Annotated in this window: 17 protein-coding genes and 2 pseudogenes; 1 reads left to right on the top strand and 18 read right to left on the bottom strand. The window is 73.2% G+C overall.

Translation table 11 applies throughout. The annotated features are described in order from the left end of the window. Positions 1-44: 44 nt before the first annotated feature. The 14 genes and pseudogenes from AB0F01_RS10705 to AB0F01_RS10640 all read right to left on the bottom strand — a co-directional run bounded on the left by AB0F01_RS10705 (position 45) and on the right by AB0F01_RS10640 (position 10444). Positions 45-1673 carry a YifB family Mg chelatase-like AAA ATPase gene (locus AB0F01_RS10705; protein ID WP_362092317.1) on the bottom strand — a complete coding sequence of 543 codons (1629 nt, stop codon included), beginning with the start codon at positions 1671-1673 and terminating at the stop codon, positions 45-47. 1 nt (position 1674) lies between these two features. Continuing rightward, positions 1675-2034, bottom strand: a pseudogene (locus AB0F01_RS10700) (YraN family protein); the annotation flags it as partial. A gap of 302 nt (positions 2035-2336) precedes the next feature. Then, complete coding sequence (locus AB0F01_RS10695; protein WP_003993268.1) at positions 2337-2645, bottom strand: DUF2469 domain-containing protein; 309 nt, start codon at positions 2643-2645, stop codon at positions 2337-2339. A gap of 55 nt (positions 2646-2700) precedes the next feature. After that, a complete protein-coding gene (locus AB0F01_RS10690; protein ID WP_362092597.1) occupies positions 2701-3231 on the bottom strand; it encodes an NUDIX hydrolase in 531 nt (176 codons plus the stop codon). Between the two features lie 49 nt (positions 3232-3280). After that, positions 3281-4135: a signal peptidase I gene (lepB, locus tag AB0F01_RS10685; protein ID WP_362092315.1), complete on the bottom strand. Its 855-nt coding sequence runs from the start codon at positions 4133-4135 to the stop codon at positions 3281-3283. 44 nt (positions 4136-4179) lie between these two features. Further along, positions 4180-5157: a signal peptidase I gene (lepB, locus tag AB0F01_RS10680; protein WP_362092313.1), complete on the bottom strand. Its 978-nt coding sequence runs from the start codon at positions 5155-5157 to the stop codon at positions 4180-4182. Next, positions 5099-6136: pseudogene (gene lepB / locus AB0F01_RS10675) on the bottom strand (signal peptidase I); the annotation flags it as partial. The pseudogene lepB (AB0F01_RS10675) and the gene lepB (AB0F01_RS10680), both read right to left, overlap by 59 nt. Next, positions 6129-6866 carry a signal peptidase I gene (gene lepB, locus AB0F01_RS10670; protein WP_362092311.1) on the bottom strand — a complete coding sequence of 246 codons (738 nt, stop codon included), beginning with the start codon at positions 6864-6866 and terminating at the stop codon, positions 6129-6131. The pseudogene lepB (AB0F01_RS10675) and the gene lepB (AB0F01_RS10670), both read right to left, overlap by 8 nt. A gap of 45 nt (positions 6867-6911) precedes the next feature. Next, on the bottom strand, positions 6912-7262 hold the full coding sequence (gene rplS, locus AB0F01_RS10665; RefSeq protein ID WP_362092308.1) for a 50S ribosomal protein L19: 351 nt from the start codon (positions 7260-7262) through the stop codon (positions 6912-6914). Positions 7263-7393: 131 nt separating this feature from the next. Beyond that, a complete protein-coding gene (gene trmD / locus AB0F01_RS10660; RefSeq protein ID WP_362092306.1) occupies positions 7394-8227 on the bottom strand; it encodes a tRNA (guanosine(37)-N1)-methyltransferase TrmD in 834 nt (277 codons plus the stop codon). Next, positions 8227-8823: a ribosome maturation factor RimM gene (gene rimM, locus AB0F01_RS10655; RefSeq protein WP_362092303.1), complete on the bottom strand. Its 597-nt coding sequence runs from the start codon at positions 8821-8823 to the stop codon at positions 8227-8229. The genes trmD and rimM overlap by 1 nt, the downstream gene beginning before the upstream one ends. 82 nt (positions 8824-8905) lie before the next feature. Continuing rightward, positions 8906-9145, bottom strand: a complete 240-nt coding sequence (locus AB0F01_RS10650) for an RNA-binding protein (protein WP_055606155.1) — start codon at positions 9143-9145, stop codon at positions 8906-8908. Between the two features lie 2 nt (positions 9146-9147). Then, positions 9148-9576, bottom strand: a complete 429-nt coding sequence (gene rpsP, locus AB0F01_RS10645; RefSeq protein ID WP_362092300.1) for a 30S ribosomal protein S16 — start codon at positions 9574-9576, stop codon at positions 9148-9150. 268 nt (positions 9577-9844) lie between these two features. Further along, entirely contained in the window at positions 9845-10444 is a 600-nt protein-coding gene (locus AB0F01_RS10640) for a hypothetical protein (protein WP_362092297.1), read from the bottom strand. A 578-nt stretch (positions 10445-11022) separates the two neighbouring features. Between AB0F01_RS10640 and AB0F01_RS10635 the strand changes: the two genes are divergently transcribed. Continuing rightward, positions 11023-11877, top strand: a complete 855-nt coding sequence (locus AB0F01_RS10635) for an SAM-dependent methyltransferase (protein WP_362092294.1) — start codon at positions 11023-11025, stop codon at positions 11875-11877. A 74-nt stretch (positions 11878-11951) separates the two neighbouring features. Here AB0F01_RS10635 and ffh read toward each other — a convergent pair whose 3' ends face one another. The 4 genes from ffh to AB0F01_RS10615 all read right to left on the bottom strand — a co-directional run bounded on the left by ffh (position 11952) and on the right by AB0F01_RS10615 (position 17796). Further along, positions 11952-13502: a signal recognition particle protein gene (gene ffh / locus AB0F01_RS10630; RefSeq protein WP_362092291.1), complete on the bottom strand. Its 1551-nt coding sequence runs from the start codon at positions 13500-13502 to the stop codon at positions 11952-11954. A gap of 134 nt (positions 13503-13636) precedes the next feature. Then, the gene (locus AB0F01_RS10625; RefSeq protein WP_362092288.1) at positions 13637-16078 is read right to left on the bottom strand and encodes a [protein-PII] uridylyltransferase; all 2442 of its coding nucleotides are present in this window, start codon (positions 16076-16078) and stop codon (positions 13637-13639) included. Positions 16079-16120: 42 nt separating this feature from the next. Then, positions 16121-16459: a P-II family nitrogen regulator gene (locus AB0F01_RS10620; protein WP_362092285.1), complete on the bottom strand. Its 339-nt coding sequence runs from the start codon at positions 16457-16459 to the stop codon at positions 16121-16123. Beyond that, entirely contained in the window at positions 16456-17796 is a 1341-nt protein-coding gene (locus AB0F01_RS10615) for an ammonium transporter (protein WP_362092282.1), read from the bottom strand. Before AB0F01_RS10615 ends, AB0F01_RS10620 begins: the two co-directional genes overlap by 4 nt. Positions 17797-17857 lie beyond the last annotated feature (61 nt).

The raw sequence follows: 17857 nt of genomic DNA, 5'->3' as shown, positions 1-17857 counted from the left end.
GTCCGGCCCGCTCCCGGCCGGGGCGCCCGGGGCCGCCCCGGCGCTCACGTCAGGGCTCCGATGGCCATCACCGCGCCCCGGGGAACGCCGGTGCGCAGTTGCAGGGCGAGGGCGACGTCCGCGGCCTGGGGGCGGTCGTGGCCGACCAGGTCGGCGACGGTCCAGGCGACCCGCAGCACCCGGTCGAGGCCCCGGGCGGTGAGCACGCCCCGTTCCAGGCTCCGTTCGGCGTCGTCCATGGCGCCGGGGGCCGCCCCCCAGCGGCTGCGCAGTTCCCGGCCGGGGATGTCGCTGTTGGTGCGCCACGGGGTGCCCTCGAAGCGGGCCGCCGCGCGTTCCCGGGCACAGCGCACCCGGGCCGCGACGGTGGCCGTGGACTCGCCCCGGGCACCGGCGGCGGTGAGTTCGGCGCGGGTGACGCGGTCGGCCTCCACGCGGAGGTCGACGCGGTCCAGCAGGGGCCCGGAGAGCCGCGCCTGGTAGCGGCGGACGGCGGAGGGCGGGCAGTCGCAGGAGCCGTCCCGCAGCGAGAACCTCCCGCACGGGCAGGGGTTGGCCGCGAGCACCATCAGGAACCGGGCCGGGAAGCGCACGACCCCCGAACTGCGGGCGATCACCACGTGCCCCGACTCCAGCGGCTGGCGCAGGGCGTCCAGGGCGTGGCTGCTGAACTCGGGCGTCTCGTCCAGGAACAGCACACCTCGGTGGGCGAGCGAGACCGCCCCGGGCCGGGCGACGCCGGGGCCGCCGCCGACGAGCGCCTGGAGCGTGGCCGAGTGGTGCGGGGCGCAGTAGGGGGCGGTGGCGACGAGGGGCTTGCCCGGAGGAAGCAGGCCGGCCACCGAGTGCACCGCGGTGACCTCGAGCGACTCCTGGCGGTCCAAGGGGGGCAGCAGGCTCGGCAGGCGCTCCGCCAGCATGGTCTTGCCGGCGCCCGGGGGGCCTTCCAGGAACAGGTGGTGACCGCCGGCCGCGGCCACCTCGACGGCGGTCCGTGCCGAGGTCTGGCCGACGATGTCGGCGAGGTCGTGCCCCTGCCCCTGGTCCCAGGTGGCCGCGGACCCGTGCATGCCGGTGGCCGCGCCGGCGCCCGGGACCCGCAGGCCCGCCAGGAGCGGATCGGGACGGCCGGGCTCCACGGGTTCCTCGTCCGGCACGGGTTCGTCGGTGAGCACGGCGATCAACTGACGCAGGCTGCGGATGCCCAGTACGGACACCCCCGGCACCAGCGACGCCTCGGCGGCGGCGCACTCCGGTACGACGACCTGTTCGTATCCGGCGTCGGCGGCGGCCAGCACGGCCGGCAGCGTGCCGCGGACGGGCCGGACCCGGCCGTCCAGCCCCAGCTCGCCGATCATCACGATGTCGGCCAGCACCCGCGGGTCGACCCGTTCCGCCGCGCCCAGCACGGCGCTCGCCACGGCGAGGTCGAAGCCGCTGCCGCCCTTGGGCACGGAGGCGGGGCTGAGGCCCACGGTGAGCTTCTTCTGCGGCCATTCGGCGCCGGAGTTGACCACGGCCGCGCGGACCCGGTCCCGGCTCTCCGTCAGGCTCTTGTCCGGCAGGCCCACCAGGGTGAACGCGGCGACTCCCGGTTCCAGGTCGGCCTGGACCTCCACGACGACGCCCTCGACGCCGACCAGCGCCACCGCGCACGTACGGGCGAACCCCATCTCAGGCCACCCCCCGCGCGTGCTCGACCCGGGGAGCCCCACGGGTGGGCAGCAGGACACCGACCAGGTCGATGCGGACACCTCCCGGGGGCGCTCCCCCGTGCTGGCACAGCCAGCGCTCGGCCAGGTCGCGCAGGCGGCTCGCCTTCGCCGCCGTGACCGCCGCCATGGGGTGCTGGAACTCCCCTGACCTGCGCGTCTTCACCTCGCAGACGACCAGGACGTCCCCGTCCCGGGCCACGATGTCGATCTCGCCGACCCGGCCGCACCGCCAGTTGCGTTCCAGGACGGTCATGCCGGCCTCGGTCAGTCGCCGTGCGGCCAGTGCCTCGCCGTACCGGCCGAGTGCGCCGCGGGCGCTGCGGGCGCCGTGAGCGCCGTGGGCGCGCGTCGCGCCGCGGGCCCGTACACGGGCGCCCTCGGCCGTACGGGTCGCCGGCCGGGCGGGGAGCCGTCCTCCGGGACGCGCGGAGCCCGCGCCCTCCGGCGGCTCCTCCCCGGCTCGTGGACCGGATGCGGAATGTGCGCCATGCCCGGGGGACCTGCCCTGACCGGGGTCTGCGTTCGGTTTCATGTAGGCACCGCCTTTCGGCACCCACCGTCACGCAGCCTGCCGCCCCGAGTGGATCTTGGTGGACTACCGGCCGGTTGTGGAAAACTCCGTCACCCGCTCGGCAGCTCCAGGTCGCTCTTGTTGAGCTCCTCGATGTTCACGTCCTTGAACGTCAGGACGCGCACCTGCTTGACGAACCGGGCGGGCCGGTACATGTCCCACACCCAGGCGTCCGCCATCGACACCTCGAAGAACACCTCTCCCTGGACCGAGTGCACCTGCATCTCGTAGTCGTTGGTCAGGTAGAAGCGGCGCTCGGTCTCGATCACGTATTTGAACAGACCGACGACGTCGCGGTACTCCCGGTAGAGCTTGAGCTCCATCTCGGTCTCGTACTTCTCGAGGTCCTCGGCGCTCATGGCATGTTCCCCTTCAGCGTGCGATCCCCCCATTGTGCGCCAGTCCCGGAAACCCTCAGACGATGTGGGTGTCCAGGGTCTCGGGCCCGGCGGGAGGACCTTCGTCGAGCAGCCTCCGCAGCAGCCCGGCGAGTCCGGTCGGATACACCGTCTCATGCGCCCGTGCCAGTTCCGGGCACGTCCACCACCGTGCACCCACCACACTGCGGCGTTCCAGATCGGTCAGCGCGGTCGCCGCGGTCGCGGTCTGTTCGGTCCGCCCCAGGAAGTACCACTCGTCCTGGTCCCATCGGCGGCCGGCGAAGGGGAAGGAACACCGGCGCCGCCAGAGCACGGGACCGAGTTCCACGTCCGTGATGCCGGTCTCCTCGGCGAGTTCCCGCCGGGCGGCCTCCTCGCGGGTCTCCGAGCCCTCCACGCCGCCCCCGGGGGTGAACCACCAGTCGTCCGAGGGGTCGTCCGGTTCGTGACCGTGCAGCAGCAGGATGCGGTCCCGCGGGTCCAGCAGCACCACGCGGGCCACCCGGCGGGGTCCGTCCGGCCCCGGCCCGTCCAACCCCGATCCGTCCTGCCCCGGCCCCGCCAGCCCCGGCCCGTCCCGTCCGGTCTGCTGCTCGCCGGGCACCGGAGGGGGTTCAGCGGCCACCGGAGGACCCCGTGCCCGTTCCGGAGGACCCGGCTGCCGGTCCTGCGGACCCGGCGCGCCCCGCGGACCCGGCAGACCCGCCCGCACCCTTGCCGGCCCGGGCCCGGGAGGCCGCCGCGCGCTGGGCGAGCGGGGTGTACGCGGCGCCGCCGAGCACCAGCACGGCCCCCGTGACGATCATGGCCAGCATCACCGGCAGCGGGCCCGGGGAGGACAGGGCACCCAGCTCGCGGAAGCCGGAGGGGGCCGGGAGCATGCCGTCCATCGGCCACACCACGGCGTCGACGCGGGCCTGGACCGCGCTGCGCGCGACGGTGCCGTTGGCGGCGTCGGTGAGGTGGGCGGTGGAGTCCACCGAGCCGGACCGCTCGTCGCCGAGGAGGAACAGCCGGCCCTCGGGCACGGTCACCTCCGGGAAGGTCTGGAGGTCGGCGAGGTCGTCGCGCGACAGGTACGGCTCGTCGATCTCCTTGCCGTTGACCTCCAGCCTGCCGTCCTCGCAGCAGGAGACGGTGTCGCCGCCGACGGCCACCACGCGCTTGAGGACCGGCACGTCGGCCCAGTTCTCGTCGCGGAAGACGACGACGTCGCCGCGGCGCACGTCGGCGTCGTCGATCCGCTGGGCCAGGACACGGTCACCGGCGCCGATCGTGGGCGCCATGGAGGTGGTCGGCACGGTGTACGGGCGGTACACGACGGCGCCCCAGACGAAGCCGCCGAGGAACAGCACCATGCCCAGGGCCACGGCGAGCCCGGACAGGATCCGTCCGGTCCGGCCCGGCGCGGAGCCCCGGCCGGTGCCGCCGCTGCCCGAGGCCGTGCGCGTCGTGCTCTGACCACTCATGGGCGGCACCCTACCCGGCGGTACCTCGGCGGGTCAGCCCTTTCTCAGTGGCCCGGGGCGACGTGCGCGCGCCGGCGGCGCCACAGGACCAGCGGCACCGCGCCGACGAGTGCCAGGCCCTGCGGGGCGAGGGTCAGGGCGGTTCCGGCCGAGGACGCGGCGTCAAGTGCGGGCTGGTCGTAGGTGTCCGGGACCGGGAGGTTGTCCCAGCGGTTGACGGGCCAGGCGATGACGACGGCCCGGCCGACGACCTCCTTCACGGGCACCATGCCGTTGTTCTTGTCGGCCCGGTTGTACCGCGAGTCGCGGGAGTTCTGCCGGTGGTCGCCCATGACCCAGATGTGGCCCTCGGGCACCTTCACCTTGAACTGGCCGCCCTGGTCGTCCTGGCTGCACGGGGTGTTGCCCGGGTACACGTAGGGCTCGTTCAGCGCCTTGCCGTTGACCTTCAGCGGGCCGGTGCCCTTGCACTCGACCGTGTCCCCGCCGACGCCGACGACCCGCTTGATCAGGTCCTTCTCCTCGGCGGACGGCATCAGACCGATCCAGCTGAGCACCTGCTGCAGTGCGTTGGGCTCGGGGGTGGGCTCACCCGCCAGCCAGTTGTCGGGGTCGTGGAAGACGACCACCTCGCCCCGCTCGGGCTCGGAGCCGAACCACGGGGTGAGCTTGTCGACGAGGACCCGGTCACCCTGCTGGAGGGTGTTCTGCATCGAGTCGGACGGGATCGAGAAGGCCTGCACCAGGAACGTCTTGATCAGCAGCGCGAGGACCAGCGCGATGCCGATCAGGATCGGCAGTTCCTTCCAGAACGAGCGCGGCTTCTTCGCCGGGGACCCGCCGCTGTCCGCCCCTCCGTGTGCCGTGGGGGGCTGGTCCCCGGGTCCGTCCCCGCCGTCCGCCGGGTCGTGGTTCCGGGAGGTCACGGAGTCCCCCGGCGACGGACGGGCCGCTCCGACGGAACGTCCTCGGTACTCCTCGCCCTCGTGCCCGGACCGTGCGCCAAGCGCCGCATCCCCCACGCCAACTCCTTACTCTCTGCCGCCGCCCGCCCCTCGGACGGAGCAGGCCCACCACTCCCATAACGAGCGGGAGTTCCGCAGGGATCGGGAGCTGCATCATCGTGTTCGGATCGTCGGGGGCAACCCTATGCGACGGCGGGGGGCCCGCTGTCGCGGCGGGCGCCGAGTCCGACACGGAGGCGTAGGTTCTCGGTTCGTCCAGGGTGCTCCAGTGACCGAGGGGCCAGGCGATCACCATCGCCCGTCCGACGACCTCGTCCTCGGAGACGGTGCCGCCGTAGTCGGTGTCCTGGTGCGAGCGGGAGTCGGCGGAGTTGGACCGGTGGTCGCCCATCACCCACAGCCGTCCCTCGGGGACGGTGATGTCGAAGGGGATCGTGGACGGGCGGTTGCCGGGGTACAGATAGTCGTTCTCGTCCAGGGGGACGCCGTTGACGCTGACGCGGCCCTGGCGGTCGCAGCACTGGACCCGGTCGCCGCCGACCCCGACGACCCGTTTGATCAGGTCCTGTTCGTTGTCGGAGGGCAGCAGTCCGATGAAGGTGAGCCCGTCCTTGATCTGCTTGATGCCGATCGGGTCGTCCTTCTTCGGCGCGGGCTGCTCGTTCTGGAGCCAGCCGCCGGGGTCCTTGAACACCACGACGTCCCCGCGCTGCGGCTTGGAGCCGAACCACGGGGTGAGCTTGTCGACGAGGACCCGGTCGCCGATCTGGATCGTCTGCTCCATCGAGCCGGACGGGATGACGAAGGCCTGCACCAGGAAGGTCTTGAGGACCAGCGCGATCAGGACGGCGACCCCGACGAGCAGGGGGATCTCCTTGACGGCACTGCGCCGGCGGCGCCGCTTGACCTTGCGCTGGAGCCTGCGCCGCTCGGCCCGGCCGCGGGAGTCACCCTTGGCGGCCCGGCGGGAGCCGGTGGGCAGCAGGTTCTCCACGGCGCTCGCCGGTGCGCCCCGGGGCTTGCCGCGGTTACCCATGGGAACCCCCCGTGGTGCGCGGGGCGCCGGATGCCGGGGACGGGACGCGCGCGTAGGCGTCGGGGCGGTGCAGCCGGCGGGCCCGGTCCATTGGCCAGGCGATCGCGTCGGCGCGGCCGATCAGGTCGTCGGCCGGGACCATGCCGCCGCCGGGCGAGCCGAGGCGGTCGCGTGAGTCGCTGGAGGCGCTGCGGTGGTCGCCGAGGAGGAACAGGCGCCCCTCGGGCACCACGACGTCGAAGGGGACCGTGGAGGCGTCGTCGCCGGGGTACAGGAAGCCCGACTCGTCGACCGACCGGCCGTTCACCCGGATCCTCCCCTCCTCGTCGCAGCAGACCACGCGGTCGCCGCCGACCCCGACGACGCGCTTGATGAAGTCGCCGTCGCCGAAGTACCCGCCTCCGTCGAACACCACCACGTCACCGCGCTGCGGCGCGGATCCGAAACGGTATGCCAACTTGTTTACGAGAACGCGGTCCCCGATCCTCAACGCGGGCTCCATCGAGCCGCTGGGGATCTGGAAGGGCCGCACCACGAACGTGCTGAGCGCCAGCAGGAAGGCCAGGCAGAGCGTCAGGGTCAGCGTGACCCATCCGCCGGGAAGCCAGGCGACGCCCCGCCCCAACGCGGAACGCGACCGGCCCTCCGGGCCCGGTGTCCCCGAGGTGTCCTCGGTCGTGTCCGGGCGGGAGGAGCGGTCGCGCTCCGTCTGCTGTGCTTCGGTGTCCATCGGGGCCAGATGGTATCCGGCCCCGGCTCGACCCCGGAAAAGCGCTCAGCTCTCGCGCTTCTCCTTGATCTTCGCGGCCTTGCCGCGGAGGTCGCGCAGGTAGTACAGCTTGGCGCGGCGGACGTCACCCTTGGTGACGAGCTCGATCTTCTCCACGATCGGGGTGTGCACCGGGAAGGTGCGCTCGACGCCGACGGAGAAGGAGACCTTGCGGACCGTGAAGGTCTCGCGGACGCCGGCACCCTGGCGGCGGATCACCACGCCCTTGAACTGCTGCACACGGGAGCGGCTGCCCTCGATGACGCGCACGTGGACGTTGACGGTGTCGCCGGGGCGGAAGGCCGGGATGTCGCTGCGCAGCGACGCGGAGTCGACGGAGTCGAGCAGGTGAGACATTTCGTCTGCTTTCTTCGCTGATGCCGCAGGTCATCAACGGCAAGGAGGTTCGGATCGGGGATGTGCGGTGCGGGCGGGCGTCGTGTCCCCCTGCGGCAGGGGCGCACGCCGGAACGACGCACAACAGCGGCCTATTCTTCCACGGCGTCGGTCCTGCGCCAAAATCGGCCGTACGGCTCGCCCTCGGGGTCCGGTTCCCAGCCCAGGATCGACAGCATCTCGCGGTCCTTGCGGTCGAACGCCCCGGGCTCGCAGCGTGCGATGAGGTCCGGGCGGTGGGCGGTGGTGCGCTTGAGCGCCTCGTCGCGGCGCCAGCGGGCGATCCTGCCGTGGTGGCCGCTGAGCAGCACGTCCGGGATGCCCCGCCCCCGCCACAGCGGCGGCTTGGTGTGCACGGGGCCCTCCAGGAGGTTGGCCATGGCGCCGGGGGCGAAGGAGTCGTCGCGGTGCGACTCGGCGTTGCCCAGCACGCCGGGCAGCAGGCGGGCCACGGCCTCGGTGACGACGAGCACCGCCGCCTCGCCGCCGGCCAGGACGTAGTCCCCGATGGACACCTCGTACACGGGCATCCGGGTCGCGTACTCGTCGACGACCCGGCGGTCGATGCCCTCGTAGCGGGCCGGGGCGAAGATCAGCCAGGGGCGCTCGGACAGTTCGACGGCGAGGTCCTGGGTGAAGGGGTGCCCGCTGGGGGCGGGCACGATCAGCGCCGGTGCGCCGGCCCCGGTCTCGTAGCCGTCCGCGAGGACCGTGTCGAGGGCCTCGCCCCACGGTTCGGGCTTCATCACCATGCCGGGGCCGCCCCCGTAGGGGGTGTCGTCGACGGTGTGGTGCCGGTCGTGGGTCCAGGCGCGCAGGTCGTGCACGCGGACGTCGAGCTGTCCGCGGGCGCGGGCCTTGCCGACCAGGGAGACGTTCAGTGGTTCGAGGTACTCGGGGAAGATCGTGACGACGTCGAGCCGCATCAGGCGTCGTCCCCGGCGTCGTCGCGGGTCCCGTCGGCGGCGTCGCGGGTCCCGTCGGCGGCGTCGCGCGCGGAGGCGATCTCGGCGCGGTCGTCGATGAGGCCCGGGGGCGGGTCGATGACCGCGCGCTGTTCCTCCAGGTCGATGACGGTGACGATCTCCTCGACGAACGGCACGTAGACCTCGCTGCCGTCGGGGCGTTCCACCACGAAGAGGTCCTGGGCGGGCAGGTGGGAGATCTCGGTGATCCGGCCGACGGCGGTGCCGTCCACGGTGACCACGTCGAGGTCGATCAGCTGGTGGTCGTAGTACTCGTCCTCGTCCTCGGGCCGCTCGTCGGGGTCGACGTCGGCGATGAGGAGGGTGTTGCGCAGCGCCTCGGCGCCGGTGCGGTCGCGCACGCCCTCGAAGCGCAGCAGGAGGCGCCCGCTGTGGACCCGGCCGGTCTCGATGGTCAGCGGTCCGGCCGAGGGCGGGTCGGTGGCCAGGACGGCGCCGGGGCCGAGCCGCAGCTCGGGCTCGTCGGTGCGGACCTCGACGGTGACCTCGCCCTTGATGCCGTGGGCGCGGCCGATGCGTGCGACTACCAGCTGCACGGTGCGGTATCTCCTGTCGGGACGACTTCGGGCCGGGGACGGCCGGTGGCCCTCCCCGGCCCGAGCCGGTTTGCGATAAGCGTCAGCGGACGTGGTCCACGTCGACGAGGTCGACGCGGACACCGCGGCCGCCGATGGCGCCCACGACGGTGCGCAGAGCGCGTGCGGTGCGGCCGTTGCGGCCGATCACCTTGCCGAGGTCGTCCGGGTGGACCCGGACCTCGAGCACACGTCCGCGGCGCAGGTTGCGCGAGGCGACCTGCACATCGTCAGGGTGGTCGACGATGCCCTTCACGAGGTGCTCGAGAGCCTCCTCGAGCATGCTCAGGCCTCGGTCGGCTCGGACGCGGAGGAGTCGGCCGCGGCCTCGTCCTTCTTGTCCGCCTTCTTCTTCCGGGTGATGGCCTCACCCTTGGCGTCGTCGTCGCCGCCGATCGCCTCGAAGGAGGGGCGGGCCGCCTTCTCCTCGGGCTGCAGCAGCGGCGCCGGGGCGGGCTCGCCCTTGAACTTCTGCCAGTCGCCGGTCTTCTGCAGGATGGCGCGGACGGCCTCCGTCGGCTGGGCGCCGACACCGAGCCAGTACGCCACGCGCTCGCTGTCGACCTCCATCACCGACGGGTTGTACGTCGGGTGGTACTTGCCGATCTCCTCGATCGCCCGGCCGTCACGGCGGGTGCGGGCGTCGGCGACGACGATGCGGTAGTGGGGCGAACGGATCTTGCCCAGACGCTTCAGCTTGATCTTGACTGCCACGGGAGTGGAATCTCCTGGTTTTGACGTGGTTGGGCACGGCGGGAAGGCCGCGTGGGGTTGCGGTACCCGAGTGCCCGACGGACGCGTCAGCCGGAGGAGAGAGGGGTCCTGTGCGGCTGTCGAGTACAGCAGGCCATTCTGCCACACCCGTGAGGGGCCGCGGACCACGGGTGCGAGCGGGCACGACGCCGAGGCGCTCCGCGCGTGGGCGGAGCGCCTCGGCACACCGGCACCCGACCCTCCGGCACCCACGAGATGCCGGGCGGGGTCAGCCTGCCGCTGCCACGACCTCCGGAATGCGGAACGGCTTGCCGCAGCCGCCGCAGACGATGGGGGCCTGGGCCAGGACGGACGGGACGACGCGGACGTTGCGTCCGCAGTCGCACACCGCCTTGACGCGTACACCTCCTCCGGAGGATCCGTGCCGTGCGGCGGGACCGCGGAAGCTGCGCGCGGTGTCGCCGGCGGTTGCGGCGGAGTGGGCCTTCAGCGCGCGCTGGAGGCGTTCGATGGTCGGGCGGTACCGGCGCTTCGCCTCGGGAGTGAGCGTGACCAGCGAGAAGCCGCTGCTCGGGTGCGGCTCCTCGGGGTGGTCCAGGCCCAGCTCCTCGGCGATCGCGAGGAACCGGCGGTTGTGGTAGCGGCCCGCTCGGGACGTGTCGCGTACACCGCGCGCGGCGGCGACGCCATGGACTGCCTCGTGCAGCAGTCGCTCGAAGGAGAGCTCGTGACCGCACGCGGACGACGACTCCCCGATCAGGGACTCGGGCGCGGCAAGATCCGGCAGTTCGGGGTGGTGCCGCTGAATGTCGGCCCACGCCTGCGCCAGTTCTGCGGCGAGTACAGGTGGTGTCTGTGTCGTGCTCACGTAATGACAACGAGCCGGGGTGGCTGTGTGTTCCGATTCCGGGCCATCGCAAATATTTTGCACGTACCCGTCAGTTCGCACTGATGCGTCGCGACGAGGGCGCGTGCGCCGATCTGCGGAGAAGCCTCGCAGCTCGCCGCAGAGCGGTACGTAGACCGACGTACGGCCCGGCCCCCGGACCGAGCGGGTGCGCCGAGCATGCCAGGGACGACGGGGACGCAAGAGGCGTTTCGGCCGTTCTGCCGGCCGGACGCGCGCCCGCACCCGGCCCGGCAGGAGGTCGCCGCGACCGGTCCGGCGGTACCACCGGACGAGTCGTACGACGGTGACGTTACCGGTCCCCCGGCCCGGCCGCCGCCCCGCCCCGCCCCTTTCGGGCCGCCGGCCCGGGGCGAGCGTGTTGCCGCGAGGTGAATTCTTGCCACTGGCACGAGCGACTCCCAAGCCACCGCCTCCTTCCACTGGACGCCGGGTCGAGGGCGGAGTTACCTGGCATACGGGGGGGAGTGCGAGCGCATTGCACGGGGGCCAAGGAATCGGGCACAGCGGCAACTCTCGGCTGATTGGGGCGCTTACCTATGACACCTACGCTCGTGCGGCAGCACCTGCCTCAGGCGGGCGCCGCCCCCCGCGTGGACCTGCGTGCACGCGCGCGTGACTGGTCCGAGATCCAGGAGCGGATGCTCGTCCCGCTCTACGAGGCCGTCCACGAACGGCTCGACGTGGGGCCGGCGACCCGGCTCCTCGGCCTCGGCTGCGGTTCCGGACTCGCGCTGCTGATGGCCGCCTCGCGCGGCGCCTCCGTCACCGGGGTCGACACCGGCACCGACCGGCTGCGCCTGGCCCGCGAGCGGCTGCTGCCGGAGGACCGGGAGCCGCGCGGGCGCCCGGACACCCGCATCGTGAGCGGTGAACCGCGCGACGCGGCCCCCGGCCCGCGGCACCCGTACACCGTGGTCACCGCCTTCGAACCGATCGGCTGCCTGGCCGGGGACGCGGACGCCCTGGCGGGCCTGCTCGCCGAGGCCGTACCGCTCGCCGGACGCGGCGCCGCCGTGGTGCTGGCCGGGTGGGGGCCGCCGGAACGGTGCGCCACGCTCTCGGTGCTGCGCACCGCCACCGAGGCGGCCCAGCCGCTGCGCGGCAGCGGCACCTGGCGTCCCGCGCACCGCGACGACCTGGAGGACGTCGCCGCCCGGGCGGGTCTGCGGCCCGACGGCTCGGGGCGGGTGGCCTGCCCGTTCGGCTACGCCGACCCGGACAGCGCGCTGCGGGGCCTGCTGTCGACCGGCCTGTTCGACCCGGCGATCGCGGCGACGGACCAGGTGCAGGTCGCCAAGGAGCTGACCGAGGCGCTGCACCCGTACCAGCGCCCGGACGGCACGGTGTGGATGCCGAACGTCTTCCGGTACCTGATCGCCCGCACCCCCTGAAACGCCCGGAGGGCGCCGCCTCCCACGGGAGGGGCGCCCTCGGCGGACGTGGGGCGGGGCGGGCCGCCGGCCCGTCAGCCCATGAACTTCTTGAACTCCTCGGGCAGTTCGAAGTCCTTGGCGCCCTGCTGCGGCAGCCCGAAGGCGTTGCCGCCCTCGGCCGCCGCCGCGCGGCGGGCGGCCTCCTCCTGCTCCTGCTGCTTGCGCTTCATCGGGTTGCCGGAGCGCTGCTTGCCCTTGGCCTGCTTCTGCTTCTTCTTCTGCCGGCCGGGGCCGCCGCCCATGCCCGGCATCCCGGGCATCCCCGGCATGCCCCCGCCCTGCGCCATGCGGGACATCATCTTGCGGGCCTCGAAGAACCGCTCGACGAGGTTCTTCACGGCGCTGACCTCGACACCGGAACCCTTGGCGATCCGGGCGCGGCGGGAGCCGTTGATGATCGTCGGCTCCTGGCGCTCTGCCGGGGTCATCGACTTGATGATGGCGGCCGTGCGGTCGACGTCCCGCTCGTCGAGATTGTTGAGCTGGTCCTTCATCTGCCCCATGCCCGGGAGCATGCCGAGCAGCTTGGAGATGGAGCCCATCTTGCGGACCTGCTCCATCTGGGCCAGGAAGTCGTCCAGGGTGAAGTCCTGGCCCTTCTTGGACGCCAGCTTGGAGGCCATCTTCTCGGCCTCTTCCTGGCTGAAGGTCTTCTCCGCCTGCTCGATCAGGGTGAGCAGGTCACCCATGTCGAGGATGCGGGAGGCCATCCGGTCCGGGTGGAAGGCGTCGAAGTCGTCCAGCTTCTCGCCGTTGGAGGCGAACATGATCGGCTTGCCGGTGACCTGGCGGATGGACAGCGCGGCACCACCGCGGGCGTCGCCGTCCAGCTTGGAGAGCACCACGCCGTCGAAGCCGACGCCGTCGCGGAACGCCTCGGCGGTGTTGACGGCGTCCTGACCGATCATCGCGTCGACGACGAACAGGATCTCGTCGGGCGAGACCGCGTCGCGGATGTCTGCGGCCTGCCGCATCATCTCCTGGTCGATGCCCAGGCGTCCGGCGGTGTCCACGATCACGATGTCGTGGACCTTGGTCCGGGCGAACTCGATGGAGTCCTTGGCGACCTTCACCGGGTCGCCGACCCCGTTGCCCGGCTCGGGGGCGTAGACGGCCACACCGGCGCGCTCGGCGACCACGCTCAGCTGGTTGACGGCGTTCGGGCGCTGGAGGTCGGCCGCGACCAGGACCGGGGAGTGCCCCTGGTCCTTGAGCCACTTGCCGAGCTTGCCCGCGAGGGTGGTCTTACCGGCACCCTGCAGACCCGCGAGCATGATCACGGTGGGGGGCTGCTTGGCGAAGCGCAGCCGACGGGTCTCACCGCCGAGCACCTGGACCAGCTCGTCGTTGACGATCTTGATGATCTGCTGGGCGGGATTGAGCGCCTTGGAGACCTCGACGCCGAGCGCGCGTTCCTTGACGTTCTTGATGAACGCGCGCACCACCGGCAGGGCGACGTCGGCCTCGAGGAGGGCGATACGGATCTCGCGCGCCGTGGCGTCGATGTCCGCTTCGCTCAGCCGGCCTTTTCCGCGGAGGTTTTTGAAGGTCGCGCTGAGGCGGTCGGAGAGGGTGTCGAACACGGCGGCGTCGGTCCTCGGGGTCGGGGGCGTTCTGGACTGCCCTCCAGAGTATCCGGCCCCGCGGGCAATTCCTCCCCGCCCGCCGTACTCGGGGGCCCGGCGGGAGGGCGGGGGCGCGGGTGCGGGGCGCCCGGTCACTCCCGCAGGGCGGTCTCCAGGGTGCGGGCCACGGCCCGGGCCGCGTCGTGGGGCAGCGGCACCCCGTCCTCGCGCGTGACGTAGAACGCGTCGACGGCGTTGGCGCCCAGGGTGCTGACGTGCGCGCTGCGCACCCGGACCCCGGCGTCCTCCAGGGCCCGCCCGATGCGGAACAGCAGCCCCGGGGCGTCCTGCGCCCGTACCTCGATCACCGTGGCGTGCCGGGAGGCGGCGGGGGCGACGGTCACCCGGGGCGGCGGGGCCGCCCGGCCGGGGCGGCGCGGGTGGGCGGCGTCCCGCTCGGCGAGGCGGCCGGCGACGCGCAGGCTGCCGTCGAGGGCGCGCACCAGGTCCGCGCGCAGCCGGGCGGCCTGGGGCAGGGAGCCGTACTCGGCGGCCACCCGCCAGTCCAGCAGCAGCACGGAGCCGTCGACGCCGTCGGGGAGGTCCACCGCGCGCAGCCCGGCGGTGCGGACGGTGAGCCGGTGCAGGGCGAGCACCCCGGCGACCGCGGGCAGCACGCCCGGCTGGTCGGGCACGGCGACGAGGAGTTCCACGCCGAGCGGCTCGGGGCCGACGGGGGTCTCCCCCGGCCCGGACGGCTCCGGCCGGGTGCGCAGGGCGAGCACCGGCCCGCCGGTGGCGGCGGCCTCGACGGCGAGCCGTTCCTGTTCGGTGGTGGGCGCCGTCTCCTCCGGGTCGGCGGGCGGATCGCCGGCCAGCACCGCCGCGACGCGGTGCACCAGCTCGGTGACCAGGGAGGCGCGCCACGCGGACCAGGCGGCGGGCCCGGTGGCGAGGGCGTCGGCCTCGGTGAGGGCGTGCAGCAGTTCCAGGGTGCCGGGCGATCCGACGGCGCCGGCGACCGCGCGCACGGTGGCCGGGTCGTCCAGGTCGCGCCGGGTGGCGGTCTCGACGAGGAGCAGGTGGTGGCGGACGAGGGTGGAGACCACGGCGACGTCGGGGCCGTCGAAGCCGAGGCGGGCGGCCATGTCCTTGGCGATGACCTCGCCGGCCACCGAGTGGTCGCCGGGCCAGCCCTTGCCGATGTCGTGCAGCAGGGCGGCGACCAGGAGCAGGTCGGGGCGGTGGACGCGGCGGGTGAGCGCGGAGGCGCGCACGGCGGTCTCGACGAGGTGCCGGTCGACGGTCCAGACGTGGACGGCGTTGCGCTGCGGGCGGCAGCGCACACGTTCCCAGTCGGGCAGCAGCCGGCTGATCAGGCCCTCGGCGTCCAGGGCCTCCCACACGTCGACGGCCGGAGGTCCGGATCCGAGCAGGGTGACGAGCTGCTCGCGGGCCTCGGCGGGCCAGGGGGCGGGCAGCGGGGGCGCGGTGGCGGCCAGGTGCCGCACGGCGTGGCGGGAGAGCGGGAGTCCGGCCTGGGCGGCGGCGGCCGCGGCGCGCAGCGGGAGCACGGGGTCGCGTTCCGGGCGGGCGGTGCGGGCGAGGACCGCTTCGCCGTCCTGGTCGACGACGCTTTCGGCGAGGGGGGTCCGCTCGGCGGTGCGCCGGCCGCCGAGGAGGGTGCGCAGGGTGGGCCGGGCGGCGCGGGAGCGCAGGACGCGTCCCACCTCGCGCCAGGTGACGTCGCTCGCGTAGGTGATGACGCCGGCCGCCTCGTAGACCTGGCGCAGCAGGGCGTCGGCGTCGAGGAGGCCGAGCCTGGCGGCGACCTGGTCCTGTTCCTGGAGGGCGAGCCGGTCGGTCGCGCGGCCGGTGGCCAGGTGCAGGGCGTCGCGTACGTCGAGGAGGTGGCGGCGGGCGTCGGCGAGGCCCTCGCGGGGGGCGTCGGCGAGCCAGGAGGCGGCCACGGCGCGGAGTGCGGTGGCGTCCCTGAGGCCGCCGCGGGCCTCCTTGAGGTCGGGTTCCAGCAGGTAGCGCAGTTCGCCCTGGCGTGCGGCGCGCTCGGCGCACAGGGCCCGCAGCTCCGGCAGGCGCCGGGGGGCGAGGTTCCGCCAGTCGGCGAGCACGGTGGTGCGCAGGGCGGTGGTGAGGCCGAGGTCTCCGGCGAGGTGCCGGGCGTCGAGCAGACCCAGTTGGACCTTGAGGTCGTCGGCGGCGGTCCGGCGGGCCTCGGCGGGGGTGCGTACCGAGTGGTCGAGGGCGAGGCCGAGGTCCCACACGGGGTACCAGAGGCGGTCGGCCAGGGCGGCGACGGCCTCGCTGTCGCCGCCGTCGTGCAGGAGGAGCAGGTCGAGGTCGCTGCGCGGGGAGAGTTCGCCGCGTCCGTATCCTCCGACGGCGATCAGGCTGACGCCCCGGGGAACCGGACCGGCTGCCGTGAACAGGGCGGTGAGCCAGGCGTCGGTGAGGTCCGCGAGGGCGGTGCGGCGGTGCGGCCCCGGCCGCGCGTCCTCGGTGAGGAGGCGCAGCCGGGCCGCCGCGTAGCCGCCGGGTTCCGTCGTGTCCGTGTCGTGCGTGTCCGTACCCGTCACCCGGCGACTCCCGTTCCGTGCGGTGCGATGCAGTGCGTGCCGTCAGAGGGCGTCGGGGCCGCGTTCGCCGGTGCGGACCCGTACGGCCGTCTCGACCGGCAGGGACCAGACCTTGCCGTCCCCGATCTTGCCGGTGCGGGCCGCCTTGACGATCACGTCGATGAGCTGTTCGGCGTCGTCGTCCTCCACCAGCACCTCGATGCGGATCTTGGGGACGAGGTCGACGGTGTACTCGGCGCCCCGGTAGACCTCGGTGTGGCCGCGCTGGCGGCCGTAGCCGCTGGCCTCGGTGACGGTCAGGCCGTGCACTCCGAAGGCCTGGAGGGCCTCCTTGATCTCGTCGAGCCGGTGCGGCTTCACGACGGCGATGATGAGCTTCATGCGTCCACCTTCTTGCTTTCGGCCGGGGCGGCGGGAGCGGGGGCGGCGGCGGTGCGGGATCCGCCGCCGGTGCCGCTGAAGTCGTAGGCGGTCTCGGCGTGTTCGGCCTGGTCGATGCCGGCGACCTCGTCGTCCTCGGGGACCCGCATGCCCATGGTCCGGTCGAGGAGCAGGGCGAGCAGCGCGGAGACGGCCAGGGAGTAGGCGAGGACGCCGAAGACGCCGGCGCACTGCTTCCAGAACTGGTCGAGGCCGCCGCCGTAGAAGAGGCCGGCGACGTCGGACTGGCCCTTGCCGGTGGCGAAGAAGCCGACGAGCAGGGAGCCGATGATGCCGCCGACGAGGTGGACGCCGACGACGTCGAGGGAGTCGTCGTAGCCGAAGCGGTACTTCAGGCCGACGGCCATGGCGCACAGGACACCGGCGATCAGGCCGACCGCGATGGCGCCGAGCGGGGAGACCGCGCCGCCCGCGGGGGTGATGGCGACGAGGCCGGCGACGGCACCGGAGGCGGCGCCCAGCGTGGTGAAGGCGCCGTGGCGGATCTTCTCGTAGGTGAGCCAGCCGAGGACCGCGGCGCCGGTGGCGACCTGGGTGTTGACGAACATCAGCGCGCCGACGCCGTCGTCGTTGCCGAGCCACGAGCCGGAGTTGAAGCCGAACCAGCCGAACCACAGCAGGGCGGCGCCGAGCATGACCAGCGGGAGGCTGTGCGGGCGCATCGGGTCCTTCTTGAAGCCGATGCGCTTGCCGATGACGAGGATCACGCCGAGCGCGGCGGCACCCGCGTTGATGTGGACGGCCGTGCCGCCGGCGAAGTCGATGACGCCGAGTTCGAAGGCCCAGCCGCCGGAGCCCCAGACCCAGTGGGCGACCGGGAAGTAGACGACGGTGACCCACAGGGCGACGAACAGCGCCCAGGCGGTGAACTTCACGCGGTCCGCGAGGGCGCCGCTGATCAGGGCGGGGGTGAGGACGGCGAACATCATCTGGAAGACCAGGAACACGAAGAGCGGGATGGTGGTGCCGTCCCACAGATCGGTGAGGCCGATGCCGCTGAGGCCGACCCAGTCGGAGTTCCAGCCGATGAGGCTGCCGGAGTCGGTGCCGAACGCCATGGAGAAGCCGTAGAGCACCCAGAGGACGGTGACGATGCCCAGGCTGATGAAGCTCATCATCAGCATGTTCAGGGTGCTCTTGACGCGGACCATGCCTCCGTAGAAGAAGGCCAGGCCTGGCGTCATGAGCATCACCAGGGCGGAACAGATGAGCATGAACCCTGTGTTGGCGGCGGACAGCGTGGGCGCGTCCGCGGCCAGGGCGACGGCTGGTGCCATCGGCGTCTCCTCGTCTTGTGTACGGCCCGTGCGGGGGGAGCCTCGAGCGGATGGAGGGGTG

The organism is Streptomyces sp. NPDC029526, from assembly GCF_040637405.1.
Lineage (GTDB): Bacteria > Actinomycetota > Actinomycetes > Streptomycetales > Streptomycetaceae > Streptomyces.
This window is presented reverse-complemented; position numbering and strand designations above follow the sequence as displayed.